At 37.4% G+C, this 18,997-nt stretch carries 12 protein-coding genes and 1 pseudogene; 6 read left to right on the top strand and 7 right to left on the bottom strand.

Annotation, left to right across the window (positions count from 1 at the left end; translation table 11 throughout):
* Nucleotides 1-6: 6 nt before the first annotated feature.
* A complete protein-coding gene (locus AC1MEO_RS17840; RefSeq protein WP_480332998.1) occupies nucleotides 7-2,700 on the bottom strand; it encodes a CDP-glycerol glycerophosphotransferase family protein in 2,694 nt (897 codons plus the stop codon).
* An 888-nt stretch (nucleotides 2,701-3,588) separates the two neighbouring features.
* Between AC1MEO_RS17840 and AC1MEO_RS17835 the strand changes: the two genes are divergently transcribed.
* The 6 genes from AC1MEO_RS17835 (at nucleotide 3,589) to AC1MEO_RS17810 (ending at nucleotide 7,136) form a co-directional block, all read left to right on the top strand.
* Nucleotides 3,589-4,266, top strand: a complete 678-nt coding sequence (locus AC1MEO_RS17835; RefSeq protein ID WP_480332996.1) for a magnesium chelatase domain-containing protein — start codon at nucleotides 3,589-3,591, stop codon at nucleotides 4,264-4,266.
* Complete coding sequence (locus tag AC1MEO_RS17830; RefSeq protein ID WP_480336133.1) at nucleotides 4,176-4,613, top strand: ATP-binding protein; 438 nt, start codon at nucleotides 4,176-4,178, stop codon at nucleotides 4,611-4,613. Before AC1MEO_RS17835 ends, AC1MEO_RS17830 begins: the two co-directional genes overlap by 91 nt.
* Nucleotides 4,614-4,627: 14 nt before the next feature.
* The gene (locus tag AC1MEO_RS17825) at nucleotides 4,628-4,759 is read left to right on the top strand and encodes a magnesium chelatase subunit ChlI family protein (RefSeq protein ID WP_480332994.1); all 132 of its coding nucleotides are present in this window, start codon (nucleotides 4,628-4,630) and stop codon (nucleotides 4,757-4,759) included.
* Nucleotides 4,760-4,762: 3 nt separating this feature from the next.
* On the top strand, nucleotides 4,763-5,374 hold the full coding sequence (locus tag AC1MEO_RS17820) for a transposase (protein WP_480332992.1): 612 nt from the start codon (nucleotides 4,763-4,765) through the stop codon (nucleotides 5,372-5,374).
* A 351-nt stretch (nucleotides 5,375-5,725) separates the two neighbouring features.
* Nucleotides 5,726-6,577 (top strand): macro domain-containing protein, encoded by an 852-nt coding sequence (locus tag AC1MEO_RS17815; protein WP_480332990.1) that lies wholly within the window; start codon nucleotides 5,726-5,728, stop codon nucleotides 6,575-6,577.
* Nucleotides 6,567-7,136, top strand: coding sequence for a TIR domain-containing protein (locus AC1MEO_RS17810; RefSeq protein ID WP_480332988.1), 570 nt, complete (start codon nucleotides 6,567-6,569; stop codon nucleotides 7,134-7,136). The genes AC1MEO_RS17815 and AC1MEO_RS17810 overlap by 11 nt, the downstream gene beginning before the upstream one ends.
* 381 nt (nucleotides 7,137-7,517) lie before the next feature.
* Here the strand turns inward: AC1MEO_RS17810 and AC1MEO_RS17805 are convergent.
* The 6 genes and pseudogenes from AC1MEO_RS17805 to AC1MEO_RS17780 all read right to left on the bottom strand — a co-directional run bounded on the left by AC1MEO_RS17805 (nucleotide 7,518) and on the right by AC1MEO_RS17780 (nucleotide 18,777).
* Nucleotides 7,518-7,868 (bottom strand): annotated as a pseudogene (locus AC1MEO_RS17805) (DUF7686 domain-containing protein).
* A 197-nt stretch (nucleotides 7,869-8,065) separates the two neighbouring features.
* Entirely contained in the window at nucleotides 8,066-8,461 is a 396-nt protein-coding gene (locus AC1MEO_RS17800; RefSeq protein WP_480332986.1) for a hypothetical protein, read from the bottom strand.
* Entirely contained in the window at nucleotides 8,454-10,235 is a 1,782-nt protein-coding gene (locus AC1MEO_RS17795) for a dynamin family protein (protein WP_480332984.1), read from the bottom strand. The genes AC1MEO_RS17800 and AC1MEO_RS17795 overlap by 8 nt, the downstream gene beginning before the upstream one ends.
* Nucleotides 10,235-12,181, bottom strand: coding sequence for a dynamin family protein (locus tag AC1MEO_RS17790; protein WP_480332982.1), 1,947 nt, complete (start codon nucleotides 12,179-12,181; stop codon nucleotides 10,235-10,237). Before AC1MEO_RS17790 ends, AC1MEO_RS17795 begins: the two co-directional genes overlap by 1 nt.
* A 143-nt stretch (nucleotides 12,182-12,324) precedes the next feature.
* Complete coding sequence (locus AC1MEO_RS17785; protein ID WP_480332980.1) at nucleotides 12,325-15,600, bottom strand: dynamin family protein; 3,276 nt, start codon at nucleotides 15,598-15,600, stop codon at nucleotides 12,325-12,327.
* Nucleotides 15,601-15,990: 390 nt separating this feature from the next.
* Nucleotides 15,991-18,777 (bottom strand): dynamin family protein, encoded by a 2,787-nt coding sequence (locus AC1MEO_RS17780; protein WP_480332978.1) that lies wholly within the window; start codon nucleotides 18,775-18,777, stop codon nucleotides 15,991-15,993.
* Nucleotides 18,778-18,997 lie beyond the last annotated feature (220 nt).

Genomic DNA, 18,997 nt, shown 5'->3' with positions numbered 1-18,997 from the left:
CTAGTTTCAGCTGCCAACCGCTGTCAATAAGCTACTGCGTATGCCCATCGACTGGTAGAACATTTTCATGGCTTCTTCATTGTATGTTTTGTAATCAAAGACTTTGAAAACGGGCTGCTCTGTCAGCAATTTGTCCATGCCAACAAAAAGGCCGGTAACCGAGTTTTCGACAATCTCTCCATAGCCGTCTTCCAGGATGCTTCTGTTTCCTGGAATATCGGTGGCCAGGATCGGTTTGTTTAAGATCAGGCATTCCAACAGCACCATCGGCTGGCCTTCATGGTTGGAAGGCAAGACGAAACAATCACACGCCTGGATCAGCGGAAACGGATTTTCCAGCTGCCCGACGAGGTGGACAGCGTCTTCCAAGCCGCATGCCGCGATTTGTTGCACAAGCTCTTCTTTTAATTGCCCGGTTCCGATAATGAACAATTCAACATCGGACCTCTTCTCATGAAGAAGCGCAAAGGCGCTGATCAATTTCTGGTGGTCTTTTTCAGGGGACATTCTCCCCATGGTAACAAAGCTGAATCGCTCCGCATCGGGCTGGCGCATCGTTCGGTCCATTCCAACAGCCGCATCCGCCGATTCAGGAAGTGCCGGGTCGACTGCCCCCACTTCATGGATGGCCTGCAGAACGTGCTCATGATTGATGGAATTATGGACATAAATCATTTTTTCTTCACTGTTGGCAACCAAATGAGACAGTCTTTGCTGATTTGTATTTCTGGTGTGCTTCGCCACAGAAATGATGGCATCAAAGTAATTGTAAGCCGGGAAGATGATGTTCAAGTTTTGCTGGTGTTTGTATTTGCCCGCAATGACTTTGACGTACTCTTCCATCATCTCGTTATGTTGAAAGATCAACTTTTTGTTGAAGTCATTGGCGGCAAAAAGCAGCGTCCAAAACTTCACATAGCCGCTGAAGTCGATGACGACGTCAATTTTGCTGTGGCCGAACATCCGTTTATATTCGCGTCTGTAGATGGCCAGTATTTTTTCACCAAGAAAGTTTTCAGGTCCATGATGATAGAATTTTTCAGAACCATTCTTGAACAAGAGTTCCTGTTCCAACAATTCATCCAGGTTGTAGTTGATGCTTCCTGAACGGTAGTATTTCTTCACATGCTTATTCAATTTCATATGATTCCGGGCACTTTCTTCATCGAAATTGCTTTTATCGGCAATCACGACATTGTACCGGGAATAATCGATGTTGTTCATCAGATTGATGACGGAACTGGTCACCCCGTTGTTCATGAATCCACCGCTGTAAATCAGGATATTCGTTTTATCATCCAACACGGAATACGTATGCCGCTCATCATTGTGGAAGACCGCATCTATCACGCGCTGCGTACTGAAACCGTCTTCCAATGAAACAAAGTTCTCGCGGACTGCCTGGATTTCCATCCCATAATCATCCTGATAATTTTGTGCACGGCCGATTGCTTCGGTCACCTGGCCGATATCTGCGCAGATTGCCCCCGGCATGTCTTCAAGGTTCAAATAGAATCCCCGGTCCATTTCGTACGCAAAGCGGTCGTACGCATAAAAGATGATGGGCTTTTCGGTTACCATGAAATCGAAGAAAATACTGGAATAATCGGTCAGCAGAAGATCGGTGATGCTCAGCAGTTCGTTCGTATCGATCGAATCAGACACGACATTCAACTTCAGGTTCTTCTCTTGTATCTGTTTTTTCATCAAGCTATGTACTTTCAATAAAACCGTGTAGCGATCCCCGACCATTTTCTCCAGCTGCTGGGCATCGGCGATGAACCGGTCAATTTCAGAATTGACCTTGCCCACTTCCCCTCTCCACGTCGGTGCATACAAAAGCACTTGCTTTGTGCTGTCGCAATTCAATAATTCCTTTAAGTGATCGTGGTTTTCCTTTACCGCATCAATGCGGGGGTAGCCGGTCTCTGCAATTTTCCCGGCATAAATCCCTCTAAGATCATGTGAATCCACGATTTTGTCTGCAGTAAATCGGTTTGGCGCCAGGATAAAGTCGGATTGCAGGAAATTCTTCATCAGGTTCTTATGTTGCCCCAACGTGCCATTCATGTCCTTGCCAAGCGTTTTCAAAGGTGTTCCGTGCCATGTGTTCACATAGACCTGTTCGTCTTTTTTGATGAAGTACGGCGGAAACGAGGTGTTATTTATCAAGTATTTGGCAGATGCCAAGTATTGCAAGTACTCATCACTGGAGATGGAGACCAGTTCCACATTCGGCAAATGCGCAATCCACTCCGGGCAATCAGCCCGATCATTCAATGCCCATACATGCCGGTACGCCGCGAATTCCGGATTTTTCACCAGGTTCTTAAAAATAGCGTAGGGATTGCAGCTGATGTTCTTGCCATGGAAGCTTTCGTACAAGATGACCGAAGAATCCACGTCCATTTTTTCAAAGTAGCCGGTGTAATCTACGGTCCGCTTGAATGCTTTATTCGTGCTGTGTTTTTTTACGATTTGGTGGATCGCCAGTCTTTTTTCTTCCGACTGCAGATCCGCTTCAGAAAAAACACCTTCATAAGCCAAGCCGACTTTGTCCATTTTCTTTTTGAGCGCTGTCGTTGACTTTGGTTTCAGCGGCAATTTCGAATTTGGTTTTGACACCGTAATTTTATATCCCGACACTTTTTCAATTAATTTCTTCACTTTTTTCAAAGGCATTGCTATGTCATTTTTCATATTGATTTTCTCCCTGCTCTTTAGTAATACATCTCTTTAAAGCTGTCCCATTCGTTCATTATGTATGTTTCATCAAGCTTCTTTTTAAACAGTTCCAAAATTTCCCCACGCAATTCCGGCCTTTTTAATGCAAACTCGATAGCCAGCTCAATAAACCCAAGTTTCTCGCCGGCACGCTAGTTCGGTGCCAGCCCTTGGCAGCGGGCGAAACAAAGTGGCTGATTGAGCTTACATATAAAAGCAATCCTTTATTTCACATTACTTTTGATAATAACACTATTTCATCAATATGTAAAATACTAGAATTTATCAGAACACTATTAACCATCAAATATACCCTTTAAAGATACTATAGGACCACTAAGGTCTATTCATCACAGTTAAATACGCTGAACACTAGATGAAATCTATCAAGTAACCTGTTCCAAGTTTTACGCTGCTCTCTTTTCCGGCTTTTAGCCACGTATAAAAATAGACTGAAGCTGCAGGAGCAAGCCATGCCGCTTGTTGAATGAAACAGGCAGGACTAATTTGCATGCCTTAAACCATGCAAAAAACCGCATCCAGAAACCCCAATGGTTTCGGAATGCGGCTTTTTTGGCCTCTACTCATCGAGCATGAACCTTTGCCCATGATAATCTCCTGTTTTCACACTTACATTCACGATTTGGTATTCCACACCATCCTGTTAATGCTATTTCATAATGTCTAAAAGTTGATGGGATTGTCTCTCCAGGAATTAACGAATATGCTGAAGCAACTTCTATTCCTCTTTTAAATTAATTAAATATTCATGCAATAAAAAGCACTTCCCTTACAATGAAAAGGTACAGCCAAACTAGATAGAAAAGAGGGATTTGTATATCCAGTTACATCTACAGTGTCGGCATGAGCGGCCTCTCCGGACAAGTGATCCGCGTCGAGGCGACCGTGCGGGAAGACAAAGAACAATGCGTCATCATCGGCTTGCCGGATGCGTCGATCAAAGAGTCGAAAGAACGGATTTTGAATTGCCTGCACGCATTGAAAAAAGACATCGACATGAAGAAAATCACCATCCACCTATCCCCCGCCGATGTGAAAAAGCAAGGCACGTCCTATGATGCGGCGATGCTCTTGGCAGTGTTGCAGGCCATGGAGAAAAAGCCGATTGAGATCCCAGAGCACACCTGCTTTATCGCGGCGTTGACCTTGTCGGGCGAACTGACGACCTTCCACAGCATGATCCCCACCATCCACCAAGCGATCTTGCTGGGCTTCAAACACATCTACATTCCACCCATCGAAATCTCCCTGTTTGCGCAAGCTGCGGATGTCCAATTGATCCGCATGCCGGACATGCCCTCACTGCTTTCCCACCTCGGCGGGAAAACTTCTCTTTTTGACGACGACCTCACTCTATTGCAACCCGAAATTCTCTACGAAATCGCGGGGTCTTATTTCTCGATGAACTTGGCCATTTTCCGCGGCGTGTCATTGATACCTTGCGCCAGCCGCTCGAAAGCGGTTTTGCTGTGGTCATCCGTGTCGAAGGGTCTGATCAGTTCCCCGCCGCCATCAACTTGATCGCTGCGACCAACCCGTGTCCACGCGGCTATTGCGGCTCCCACGAGAAGTATTGCACCTGTGGCGACAAAGCCCGCTTGAAGTACATGCAGAAAATCACCGGCCCCATCATCGACCGGGTGGATTTTGTGCTGGAGATGAAAAATCAGGGCGTCCTGGCACAACCGACCGCGGTCACTTCCGAAGAACTGCGCAAGCTGACGGCATCTGCAAGGATCCTTCAACGAAACCGCTGCGGCGCAAATTACACGAATGCCATCGTGCCGATCAAGCTGTTCGAGGAAAAGATGCAGTTTACGTCTGTACAACTGGCACGGATCGAATCGGTCAGTTTCCAGGAACACTGAGCAGCCGCTCCACGATGAAAATCCTGCGGCTGGCCCAGACCATTTCCGATCTGTCGGGCGACGAACGAGTGATGGATGCGGCAGTTGAAGAAGCGCTCGAGTGGAAAATCAGCGCTTTACGCACTCACAGTTCGCTGATGAGGTGAGCCATGACCCGAAAACGTGCGTTCAATCCGAATGCCTATTACCACGTCATCATGCGCAGCAACAATCGGCAATCGATTTTTGGAACCAAGGAAGACATGTTCGAATTAGAGCGGGCCTTCCTGCACGTCCATGCTGATTACCCGTTCCAGCTGTTGACTTATTGTTTCATGACTAATCACTACCATATATTTATCAAAGCTGAACGCGATCCGTTGCATAAGATCATGGGGCTGGTCAACCAGCCCTATAGCGCCTCCTATGCCAAACGCTCTGGCCACATCGGCCGGATCTACCAGAAGCGCTATTTCGCCAAGGAAGTCGATTCCCGTCTTGGACTTCTAACCGTCAGCAGCTACATCCACCGCAATCCGATCCAGACGAAAAAGCCGATGGTCGAGCGCCTGGAGCAGTATTCGTACAGTTCGTTTCCGCTTTACTGGGATGATTCTCTTCCGGCCCCGGCCTTTTTGGACCGGGAGTTGTTGCGGGGCTTACTCTTACTGCCTCCTCCGTTCGAGAAGAACAACATGGCGTATTGGATGTATTGCCTGGCCTATGCGCAGAACACGGAAGAAGATAAACACGTAGAGGATACGGAGCCGCCGGTGATGTAGGATGCGCAGTGTTCAAAGGGTATTGGTTCCCATCATTCCCCAAATGTTCCTTGTGTACGAAACAATTATGACTATTTAGCACCTACTGTAAACATGCCAAAGCCGCTTCTTGAAACTGTTGGGGTTCTTGGATGCGGCTTTTTGGGGATGCAATTGTCGTGCATAGACTGAATTGTCTCTGACACAGAGGAGCGATTTTATCGAGGAATTTTTGATACATTATATAGAAAGTGGTATCCTTGACTATGAGCAACCTCCCTTTTTTCTGGTGATTTATTACTATTATTCAGAATAGTAGAGATTAATGATTAGCATATTTAAAGCTTAAATATAATGTTATTGGAGACTATTATGTGGAAATTAAAAGAAATCTTTCTAGACAAGGATTTTTGGAAAAGTTCATGGGTTTTTCCTGGAGCATTATTCGGAATAGCCACAACCCTACTTACATTTATTGAATTCGATAAAAATTTCAACAAAGTCATTATTTTAATTGGCCTCTTGATTCTAAGTTTCTTATACATCCTATTCAACTTAATTAGAAGTTATAAAATGAAGGAGATCAATTTAAACATTGATGGATCTGAATTTGAAATAAAGAAGGGTGATATTTTCGCAGTCCCCCGCAACGTATTTAAAGTAATCGCATTTAATGAGTTTTTCGATACAAAGGTAGATGACAAAATAATATCTACTTCATCTTTAAATGGACAGTATTTAAATAAGTTTTATACAGATACTTCAGATTTAGATGAGAAAATCATACAAGATCCTCGTATGGGGTCTAGAGTAATTGAAAAAAACGTAGAACGCCCTTTAGGAGGAAATGAAACTCGCTATCGTTTAGGCTCTATATATAAAGATATGGACTTCTTCTTAGTGGCGTTTTCAAAATTTGATGATGAAAATCAAGCTAATTTAAAGCTATACGAATACGCTAACTGTTTAATGAATTTCTGGAATGAAGTAAATAGCCTATATGCTCAACAAGAAGTCGTTGTTCCATTGCTAGGTTCGGGTATCACAAGACATAAAGATTTCGATGCTACTGCTCATCAATTATTGGAAGTAATGATTTGGACTTTTAAAATTAGTAAAGTTAAATTTAGAGAGCCTTCTAAAGTTACTATCCTGCTTCATGAATCTCAACATAAACAAATAAACTTTTATAAATTAAAGGAGATTGAAAAAGATGGCATATAGAAGTGGTAATTATTCAGCGTTCTATGTTAGTGAACCTTTCAGTGAAAGCAACCTCGGAGCGTCTTCTACAAAAGATTTTTCATCTTATAACTTATTAAGAGCATGGAAGGGCAAAGATAGTAGTTTTCCCTTTGATGACTCCCATAATAAAAACTATAACGTGAGAGACGGTAGTGACTGGGAAAAAACATTAAAGCCTCGATTGCGTGAAAGGCTGAGAAATTCAAAGAATATAATCTTGTTTTTAAGTTCTTCGACTAAAAACAGTCGAGCATTACGAGAAGAAATTGAATATGGAGTCAATATATTAGGTCTTCCAATAGTTATCATCTATCCAGAGTTCAGTGAAAAAAGCGATATTATAAATTGTACAACGAAAACGTTCAAGCACCAGACAAAAAAATTGTGGGACAATTTCCCTTTTCTTCAAAAGTGTATGGAAAGTACTCCAACGCTCCATATTCCTTATAAGAAAGAACTAATTAGAAATTCACTTAATGATAAAGACTTTATGCTTGATACGAAATGTACTAATAATAAATATTTTTATTCCTGCTAATTCATCATATAAGTTAATTGACGTTTATTACGGTTCTCCAACAAGATACTCCTTGTATTAGATATAATTATAACTATTTACATTTCTAAATAAATATAGAGAAACTGCAATTGTTATGTATAAACTGATTTTTTCTGACACAGGAGCGATTTTTTAGAGGACATGCAGCCGCAGGTGATGTAGGATGCGAGGTGTTCAAAGGACACCAATTGCTAGTATTCCCCAAATGGCCCTGCGTTCAAAACAGATATAACTATTTATTACTTCCCATAAACATGACAAATCCGCATTAAGAAACTCATGGGGTTCCTTAATGCGGATTTTTTGGCATGCAATTTTTTTGTATAAACTGAAATGTCTCTGACACAGGGGCGCGATTTTTCAGGGCACATCTTCATCTGCGGGATTCCATTCAACCCTCCCAGCCAACCGGTTGTTCTTGAGCGAATCATACGATTGGCCATTGGGGAACGTTCGCCTCTCCACAGAGTGTTCAGCCATTCCCCGTTCGGCTTTCGCAATCAAATCCAAAAGCAGCCTCCCCTGGTCGCAGTATAAATCTCCTTGCGCCTTAAAGTGATATCCCGAGGATTATAGTTCTTCCGCTTCCATGAAAATGTTGATTGGATCCTGGCGTTTACGCAATTGAAAATGATGGGTTTCTCCTAACCCGTCACGAATGGCGACGCCTTCCGGATAGCTGGTTGCTGCAACCCCGAACTGCTTGGCCATCCGCCCATTATAACGGTTCAGGCAGAGCGTTTCTTCACCAAAATGGACAACACTTCGTTCTGTTGGCAATCCTGACATTTTGACACCACAGCCACCTCTTTCAACTATTCGACTCTCTATATAAGAAAATACGGACCAAAAGAAACATGGTTCATGCCCTTCATACTAAATAGCATGATATTACAAAAAAGTTATTGCTACTTTAGATTATTAAAAGGATTCCCATCAGGATTAGACCTTGTATAGCCTCCGCCTTGATTACCGGGTGTATCTATATCGGGATTTCCATCGCCATCTCTATAGTATCCCTCAACGAGGGTTCCGTCAGTGCGAATATAAGGATCTACGTAATGCGGCTGCACAAAATGTGTATTGTTCATATCCAGATTTAAGGGCTCAAATTCAAATCGGTGAACATGTTTGAGTGGATCACTGAAATTAAAAATTTCCTGTCCTTGGTGCTGGCCAAACGTTGTGTCTATATAATCTACTGGTGTAGGATCCGAAGTTACCAACTCTCCTGTTACCCCGAAGTCATTATCAAACGCATTAGATGTATCTGCTCCTGAAAATTCATTTGTCCAATTATCCATGTACACTAACACTCCTTTTGTAATTTTCTATCCATTTATTTAATTCATTGAGTAGCGTTAGGTGAGACCCTATACTATTTACCTCACGTTCGTGTTTAGCAGCTTCTTGCTGAAGAATCATCTGGTAAGAGTGAAGTAAACGAACGAATTCTTCGAGTGTATTACTCTTTATTTCATCAATAGACTTATTAATGTAACGTTTCAGATGCAAACCGAAATCTTTCAATAAAGTATCTAGTTGCTTATGTGTCTCTCTTATTAAATCTGGTTTTATACTTTCTAATTGCGTCTCAGCAATTTTTTGCTGAATCAATGGCAGGCCAGCCATCGCAACGAGTGGCAAGAAGAAAGGCGCTCCTAATACTAGGGCAACTGAACCTACACCACCGAACAGAATACCCGCCTTAACATTTGCATTTCCGCTCTTAGTATTTAAAATCGGTGCTTCAGCTTGATACTGCAAAGATTCCCCTTGATGCGCCTGAACCTTCACCTGTTTTTGGAAAGAACGGGAAAGGCCATTTGATACTTCTTTTTCTAATTTAAAAAGAAGCTGTTGAATATTCGGTTCATATTGATCGATCCATTTCGTAAATTGGCTACGGGTTGTATAAGGAATCTGTTTCTCCACGAGCCCTTTAATATCGGCACCATTAAAAAGAAAAATTTGATTATCAATATCCTCAACTAGCTTATCCCCAAAATGGCTCAATGATTTTCCAACTAAAAAGTTGATTTCTTCTTCCCGTTCAAGTAAATAATTCTGTAAATCCGCTTTCTGGTTTTCTATGCCGACGAACCATCTGTCCACCGCTTTCATCTCTTCATCCAATTGCTCTATTGTCTTAGAGGATGCTAATTTTGCTGTTTCAATTTCACGTTCGATAACTTCAAATACTTCATCTAATCGTTCTTCAAACCTCACAATTTTCTCTTGGCTTCTAGAGCCCGATTCAATTCTTCGATAAATCTCTTGTTCTATTTCAATCAAACCCGAATACTGAAGCATTTCCTCATCATTTTGCAATCTGCCAATAAGCGCTTCTTTTGCTGAAACACGATATACTTTTGCCAACTGCTTGCCTACAATATTTTCTAGACGTCTTTCGACAAACTCGATAACATCTTCAATTTCTTCTTCATCAATAGAATCAGCAAAATTCGCAGCAAACATTGTTCGATCAATACCGTCTTTTAACAACTGCTCTTCGATGAAAACTTGCTCTGAATACTTTATAGGCGAAGTTAGTGAACACATAAAAATCACAACATCCGCTCGGGGAAGAAATTGATGCGTGACTTCTGTACGCTGGTCACTCAAGTCATTGACCCCTGGTGTATCGATCAATACAACACGGTTTTTCAAAATTTCTGATTCCATGAATAGTTTTATATATTTAATTTCATCTGAGTTAAAATCTTGTGCTGCAGTAAACTTATTTAAGATATCAATCGAATCGTATTTTTCCACTGATCCATTTTCTTTCAGCACATGGACTTCTGGCTGATTGCCATGAAAAACGGTATTTATAGTCGCAGTAGTAGGAGTAACACCTCGTGGCATAACATCTTGGCCTAATAGGGCATTAACAAAAGTCGATTTCCCATGCTTGAATTCTCCGACAACCATAATTGTATAATAATCATCTGCTATATCTTCAGCTAGTTCCATCAACTGTTTAAGTTGAGAACTTCCGGGTAAAGCAACTTTTAAATGTTGTATTGTCTCTTTTACTATTTGATCGATTCGTCTCTTTTCCTCAACGTAATTCATTAGGACACCCCCACTTTCTCTTTGGACTGTGCTTGTACTTTATTATTCAACGATTGGATAGCTGAAAATATATTCTCGAGCCTTCTTTCTCTCCATTTCAACGTTTCTAATCTCTTTTTAATTTCGCTCTCTTCTAAACCTGTTGTTTCTAAGAGTTGATCAAGTTGCAGTTCCACTTGCTTTACCTGTTGTTTAACAATTACTTTGTACTGTTTCTGAATTCCTTGGCTTATACTCTCATACTCCCGTTTTGCTGAACTCACCTTTTGTTTGTTGGATAAGTTGAACTGAGCAGATAAATCAGCTCGGAATTTTGTTTTCTCGTCATTTCCAGTCCAGGCTGCCCATCCCCATCTAAACAGCGAAGTGATTCCATAAGCCAACGTATTTGCTACGAATCCAATGCCTATTCCTACTTGGCTTAGGACACTATTGCTATTAGTCCAGGCTTCACCCAACTCACCATAAATTTCATCGAAAATATTCGATCCAGCAGATTTTTCTTTGTAAACTACCGATTGAAGGCTTTCATCACTCTGCGGTTCAGTTAAATCAAATAAATCACTTTTTAATATTCCCCATTGATCACTGAAATCTTTCGTTCCTTTTTTCACACAATTCGTAGCAATATCCATTATTTTTTTCTTTTTATCCTCGAAAATCTTTTTTTCCATTGAAGCAATTGCTACTTCTATCCGACTACTGATATCAGTAGTATCTAAATGTTTGTGTTGATCAAACGTGTCCATCGCCTTTTGAGTAATTTTCTCAAGTTCCCGCAAATACCAATTGTTGAAACCATCTTCCTCTTTTTTTATCTCCATTGAGATTTTTTTCAAGGTTTCTACTCCACTTTTTTCCGTTTGCCGGACTTTCGGACGGAAAGCATTCACTTTCTCTTTTAAGTTCACTACTTTTACATTCAACGCTTTTTTTTCAAATTCAATATGCTTACTGACTATGTCTTCAATACTGTCTAATGACCGCTGAATGGGTTTTAATAATTTAATGGCACCTCGTTCATATTGTAGAAATTCTTCCAAACTTCTCTCCAATTCCACAAATCCCGTATCTTTAAAATCCCAGATACTTATAGGTCTACCACGGGAAGTTTTAATATCCTCCCCATTCTCTTTTCTGCGGGTATTAAGAGCATGTTTTGCTGATACCATATATATTTTTGGGTCATTAAGAATTTCTTTTAAATGCTCATAAGCAAAGTCTTTCACCTTTTTTTCATCAGCTTTATTTTCCAACTGATCTTTGAAATTAACCACAATAAAGATTTTTTGAATATCGTTGGCCAATAATCTATCACGCAAGAGGCTCAATTCCGATTCAGAAAGGATTTTTATTGCACTTAACAGCAGAATTGCTGCGTCCGATTTCGGAATAATTGTATTTGTAATTTGTTCTCTAACGGGATCCAGGTCATTCGTTCCTGGCGTATCTATAATTTCAACGCCACTTCTACAAAGTGCTAAATTTCTTCCGATTTCCGCGTACTGAATTGACTTTAAATGTCCTACCTTCAATTCATATTCTTTTTCAGACTCTATGTCTCCATGAATCGGTTCCATTGGAGCAACTAATGTCGTAAATTCCGAATCAGAAATGATTTGTGCCGGCTTTTTTTCATTATGGAAATGGAGTTTAATTTGGGAATCTTCATTGTAGACAATTCTATTTAAAATCGTCGTTGTTGGCTTAGCTGATGAAGGTAGTATCTTTTCACCAAGAAGAGCATTGATAAAAGTTGATTTCCCTCTTGAAAACTCACCTACCACAACCAACTGAAAATTATTGGTTAAAACTCCGTTTTTATAATCCATTACTTTAATGTATTCATCTGCATTGCCAATTTCAGAGAGGATTTCTGTATATTTGTCTAATTGATCTATTAAGACCGTACGATTTTTCTTATATTCTTCTAATGATATACCCATAATCTGCTCCCCTTGCTTAACCTTCATTTTCTATAAATTCTAATCTCTTTTTTTCTGCAATAAATTGTTTCTACTTATTTTGAAGCTCGGTTAATTGCTTCGTTAATAATGAGTTTTTTGATATTGATCTAACTTAGTTTTCATTAAAACTCTTGATTGCTTAAAATTGTTAAGTCCAGTAACTGGACAATTTTCATCTCACCAGATGTAGTCACTTCGATTAAATATTCAGCTCGTACTTCTTTCAAATCGCCATTCCCCTCTTCATATAAGTACTGATCTTCAAAATCTAATGTAGCTATATAGTGGTTATCATCATATTTTTCTATTTTATAAATACTTAAGTATTGATTTGTCATTATCATATTTTTATTTATTGCATTAGAAATATACTCTTGTGTAGCTTCATATTCTTCTCCATCGATAGCGTAATACTCTTCAACATAGGAGAAGCCATATTCATTGAAAGCAAGTTCAAAATCGGAGTAGTATCTTCTCATCATATTTTCAATATCACTGGAAGATACTAAACCTACAGTTTTCTCGTCAGCCTCATCTATTCCTTCACTGATTATCGTATTGACCTTATTTATTTCCCGAATTTCTTCTATTATGAAGGTATCATCACCTGCCACTGTTATATCATATTCCTTAATACGCTCATTATAAGACTCTTCCCCATTCTCTCCGTATAGAGAAAAGGCTTCTTCTGTTTCTATACTGTATTGATTCATATTCAATTTTGAAATTGAAAGGATTTGATTTGTTGAGAAATCATAGTCCAGTCCTTCTCCTTTAATTGAATTCATAAATGCTTCAATTTCATCTGATACATTTGAATAGGCAACATAATAGGGAGCAACATATGAAAATTCCTCCATATTCAATGCATTTTCATAGGCTTCTCTGTAGTTTGCAAAAAAAGCTCTAATAGCTTCTTCACTTACTGCTGGATTAGCAATCACTTCAACTTCCTTATCTAATATTTCTATATTATTGATGATGATATTATCAGGATTTGCTGTATTCAAATTATACTTTTTAGTTCGTTCATTATACGACTCTGCACCGTTCTCACTATATTGAGAAAAGCTTTCTTTAATAATCACACTATAAGTATCGATAGTTTCTTTATCAAATGAGATAATGTTCCCTTCCAAAAATTCGTACGTAAACCCGGATTCTTTTATGGAGTCAATAAAATCAACTATTTCTATGTAAATCTCTGACTCAGCTGTAAAATAAGCTGAAATGTTAGTGGCATCTTTGTAGTTCAATGCGTCTTCATAATCTGCTCTATAACTACTTAAAAATGACTCAATGGTATATTCGTCAATTTCGATTTCCAAATAGTCTTCCTGTTCTTCGGAAGCAGCCTCTACGGCTTCATTTCCACTTTCTGAACTATACATATCATTCATCTCTTCTTCGAAAGTAGTTGCAATTTCCATCATAGGGTCAGAATAACCATCCACTTGCTCATGATTTGGAGAATCACTCAAAAACGTTATAAGAAAAATTAAAGCCGCGGCACTCAACCCAAATACTGTAAAAGGATAAGCAAAAGATTTCTCATCTTTCTTTTTTTCACTTCTCGGAACAAGTTTAGATAAAGGTAATTCTTTAAAAGGTAACTGATTAGCCACTTTTCTTTGCAATGGCTTGAACGATGATTGTAATCTTGTTGGGATTTCTATTTTTTTATAGGAATTCAACTCATAATAATCTCCTGCAAATTTTCTGTAATCGAAATTAGAGTATAGTTTCACATAGGAAATTATTTCTTCTTCTACTTTTTCATATGATTGTAAATTATGCAGAATAGGTAACCTTGCCTTAAGATTTTTGAATAGACTAGCTTGAGTAGAATTATAAGTATTGATATGTTGATCAAAAGCAAAAAGTCTTTTTTCACTTACATTACCAAATTGTTTTTTTGTAGTCTTCAAGAATTCTTCAAACTCTTCATTCTTTTCATTATATTTTTTATAGAGTATTTGAAGTTCAGTATTTACTGCTGTTTTGGCATTGGTATTGAAAATACTAATTAATTCCTCGAGCTCCTTAACTTCCCTATTATAATTCCGAATTTTTTTGTTCCAACTTTCTATTTCGAAATTATGCGCTTTCTCATCTTCTAAAATAAGTTTTTTTCGTATACCGAAAAACGGATTTCTTTTGGCTCTCTTCCACTTCGAGCCCAAAGTAGCAGAAACTACTTGGATCTCATTAAGTTTCTTTTTAAGTGCATTATGTATTTCAGTATATTTCTCTATCTCTACTTTTAAATTTGCTAACTCATTCTTTGTAAAATAAATATTGTTATCCAATTTTTCTATCAACAGCTCTGGGAACTGCTCGTTTCCTTCACCTGTGTGAATAAAAGTTTCCCAATCTTGGTAAGCAAATTCTGCTTCTAGTTGCAACGCCAACAAAGCAGAACTTTTAGCTTTAAATTCCTTAAAAGTATTAACTTCAAAAGTCTTTAATTCCTGAACACTCGGCATAAAATCAAAAGACTTTTTCCGCTCTTCTAAAAGTTTATTAAATTCTTTTAGTGAGTTCAGCATTTTTTTATAAAAACTGTCCATTTTGTTTAATTCAATTGGCGAAAACTTTCTAAACAATTCTTCAATTGCTTGCCCATTTCCCCATTCAATAGATTCTGCATCATTATTTAGTTTCCCGTTTAATATATCCCTTGCAGATACTCCATATAACTCTTTGACTAATGGAAACAATCTCCTTTTGTTAAATTCCAAAAATGACTCTAAATCCTCATCTTCAATTCGATCAATCGCATTCACTACCCCATAGGTCGGAATGTTTAACATATTCATCTTTTTTAACCATTTAACTTCTGAAGCAGTTCCCACACTTAAGGAGTTGAACAACCAAATTCCGATATCTGCTCTTTCCATAAAACTTTCTGTCACTTTTGAATGGTGCTCATGTAGAGCGGTAAGTCCTGGACTATCAATTAAAGTATAGGATTTCAGAAGTTTAGACGGCAGCTGATATTCTATATACGAAAGTAAGCTTCTTAGATTTTCTCCTACACCTTTTCGCTCTGCCGTCAGCTGTTCTAGCCATGACAGTTCGTAAGTTTTCACCGTTCCATCAATAAAATGAGCAATAACTTTTCTTTTCTCACCATATGTCAATTTAGTAATTATCGCAGTTGCTGGGGTAATGTCTGTAGTAAGAACTTTTTCACCTAGTAAGGCATTAATAAACGTTGACTTTCCTGCATTGAATTCGCCACTGACCATGATCATTAGGTTATCTGACAGATCAACAGACAAGATTTCTAGTTTTTCTGACAGAGGAAGGAATCCTTCGTCATCACTGAACTTTTTTATGTCGTTAAGTGCTTTTATAGTACTTTCTTTCTTAAGAGCAATTTGGTCTTCTCCCATAGTTTCCACTTCACCCAATTTTCATTTAGTTATCAAAATTATAATACTATTAGTTATTTTTGACTATAAAAAATGGAAAAAAATTCTTAATAAACAAAACTTTTTATATTACTTTTTTCATATTTGTAGTATATATGATTCAACAAACTCATTATTCCATATCTATTTTACTCCCTGCTTTCAATAGCACTAGTAGCAAAAGCATGAAAATACTAGTAAGGGATGTGGAAATTTTTTCTGTCATTATAAAATCGTATGAAAAAACCCTTCTTTTAGAAGGGCTGTAGTTTTATTTTCTTATAAAAATTTGATTTTTATTGCTTTTAAATCAGCGATTTCCCAGCATGCATTCTTCTATTTTTTTAGAAGAGACGGTAGTCTTTGATCGACTTAAAATTCTGTTTGAGCTAAAATTTCTTCATTTAAGACTTCAACTATTTTTAGCTCTTTATTATTCATAACTTCAATTAGAAACTCTATTTGACTTTCATTTGTTGTTCCCTTCATACTTTGGTAGAGATACTCATCTTCAACATGGATGACTGCCACATAATGATTGTTATCATAGACTTTGATTGATAGTATATCCATGTAATTATTATTCATATCTAAAATTTCTTCGAAACCCTCTTCTAAAAAATTAGCTTCCATAGAATTATAATAATCGCTATCTTTCACGTAATACTTTTGGACACTCGAAAAGGCTCCTCCATTTATTGCAAATACTAAATCCGTATAAAATTCACTAACCATTCCTTCTACTTCTGAGGCTGTAACAAGGCTGACTGTTTCGCCTGTAGAAATGACTTCTTTAATTTCTTCTATCAAAAAAGACCCGTCCACAGTAACCGATATGCTATATTCCTTCGATTTCTCATTCAAAGATTCGCTGCCATCAATTCTATTATAAAGTGAGTAGATTTCTTCGGTTCTTAAGGTGACTTGATTATCTTGAACTAGTTTTATATCAGTAACTTCTGTCGATAAAAATGTATATACCAGTTCTTTATCTTTAATCGAATCAATAGCTTTACTCATATCATTATAAGCTTGCGATTGATTGTCAAGATAATCAGCTACATAATAGAATTCTTCTTCATTTAATGCTTCTTGATAAGCTAGACGGTAGCTTTGCAAAAAAGTTTTAAGTTCTTCTTGTCGCTCTTCTGGAGACACGACAATACTTCCATTAGAAGATGTGTCTGTTGTAAGTTCAGTAGTATTCTGATTTTCTTCAACATAATTAAAACTATTGATCATTAAAATTATTAATGTGAAAACGACCCCAAGAACAGAGAAAAATCCAATAACTGTTCTCATATGTAATGGTTCTTTCTCTCCACTTTCACTTTCAAACAGTTTCAAATTCTTCTTTACCTTTATTTCCTTTAAATTTACCTCTGGAATTTTTTTACTACTGAAATCATCCGGCATTTTAAAAATTGGAGTTTCCAAAGAAGTCGATTTTGAGAATTGATTCTCAATATTAGTAGTACGCATCTCTAACAACTTTTCTACAAAATTTAAGTAATCTTTTTCTCGATACAAGCTATCAATTTCCCGAACAGACAGTTCTATTTTTTTATAGGAGTTCATATTTTTAAAATCAGTGTTGTTTGTATATGTTATATCCGTTAGCAAACGAGAAATTTGTTGTATATTTTCATAATGTTTATGGAAATGTTCAATTTTATAAGTCTCTATATTTTTATATTCTTCCATAAATTCTTTCTGAAAAGTTTCCCTTTCGAAAGAGATTTCGTTCCATTCACTCTTAAGAGCATCAAATTCTATTTTTATTCTTTTTTCTATTTCACTATTGAATGCCTTACAAGTTTTCCGGAATTTCCCGTTAAATAGATCAAGAAAATCAGCTCTTGCATTCCACTTCCTAATAGCTTTATTATGGATGCCTGCTGCAGGCCAAAAATATAATTTACTTAACAATCTTAAAATAGGCAATCTACTTTCTTTCCAACTTTTCTCTAAACCGGCACTATAAGAAGTTAAATACTCATGTTCTCCACTTAAATTGTTATGTTTCGTAACGTATTTATTGTATTTCCTTTGTATCTGTTGCTCCCAAAATAGTAATAAATCTTCTGAATTTCCAAGCTTATATACAATGTCTTTTATGTATTGACTATTTCCATTACTAGCTTTAATAAAATTTTTCCATTTCCCAACTAAATTATCCGTTTTTACTTTCAATCGCTCAACAGAATTTTTATGATATTCATATTCACTATAATACATATCAATTTTTTCCATATTGATACTATCATCGCTTAAAATATAATCACGCTTTTTTTCTTGGGCAAGCTCTACTAAACCTTTTAAAGGATAATCTAAATTTCTATACAAACTTTTCATTTTAAACAGTCGATTAGAATCAAATTCCGAAAATAACTCTTCGACTGCTTGAATATTACCCCAGTCTAGTTCTTCAACGTTTTGATTTAGTTTTCCATTTAATATATCAATAGCAGACATTCCAAAAAGCTTATTGACGTACGGCCTCAGTCTTCTATTATTATCTTCCATAAATGAATCTAATTCATCGTCCTCAATGCGATCAATTGCGTTGACTATCCCGTATATCGGAAGATCTAGAGCATTCAATTTCTTAAGCCAAGCTATTTCTGTAGCTGTTCCAACACTTAAAGAGTTAAACAGCCAGATTCCTATATCAGCTCTTTTAATAAAAGCTTCCGTTATCTTTGTGTGATGTTTGTATAAGGTACCTAAACCAGGACTATCAATCAATGTATATTTTTTTAAAATCTCAATTGGAAGTTGATATTCTACATATGAAAGTTTAGCTCTAATATTTTCACCAAAACCTTCTCGTTCTGCAGTCAATTGTTCCACCCAATCAATTTCGTACTCTACAATGGACTTATCCATATAGTGAGCTAAAACCTTTCTCTTTTCTCCATAAGTCAGTTTTGTAATTATTGCTGTAGCCGGGGTAACATCTGTGGTTAAAATCTTCTCACCTAATAATGCATTTATAAAGGTAGATTTGCCTGCATTAAATTCACCACTAATCATAATTGAAATATTGTCTTCAAAATCTAAAATTGAATTCTTCAAACTACCTATAAGAGAACTTATGTTCCCTACTTCACTATTCTCCGATTCATTTTTAAAAAAATCCACTTTTGAATCTTCCATTATAATCCATCCGTTCTTTCGTAGTCATATAGTACCTTCAACTATAATGTAACTGGTTTATTTTTACTACTTATTTATTTTTAAGCATATATTTTACTTTGATTTTGTATATTATATGCTTATTGAAATTTTTTTAGATAAATATTTTTTTTATTTATTACAGCCTTTATAGAACTATGGATACATACCTGGCTTACAGCTGAGAATTTTGTTTCCCTAT

It is taken from the genome of Planococcus sp. BI3, from assembly GCF_056680115.1.
Note: the sequence above shows the minus strand (reverse complement) of the source record. Positions and strands in the feature narration are given on the sequence as shown.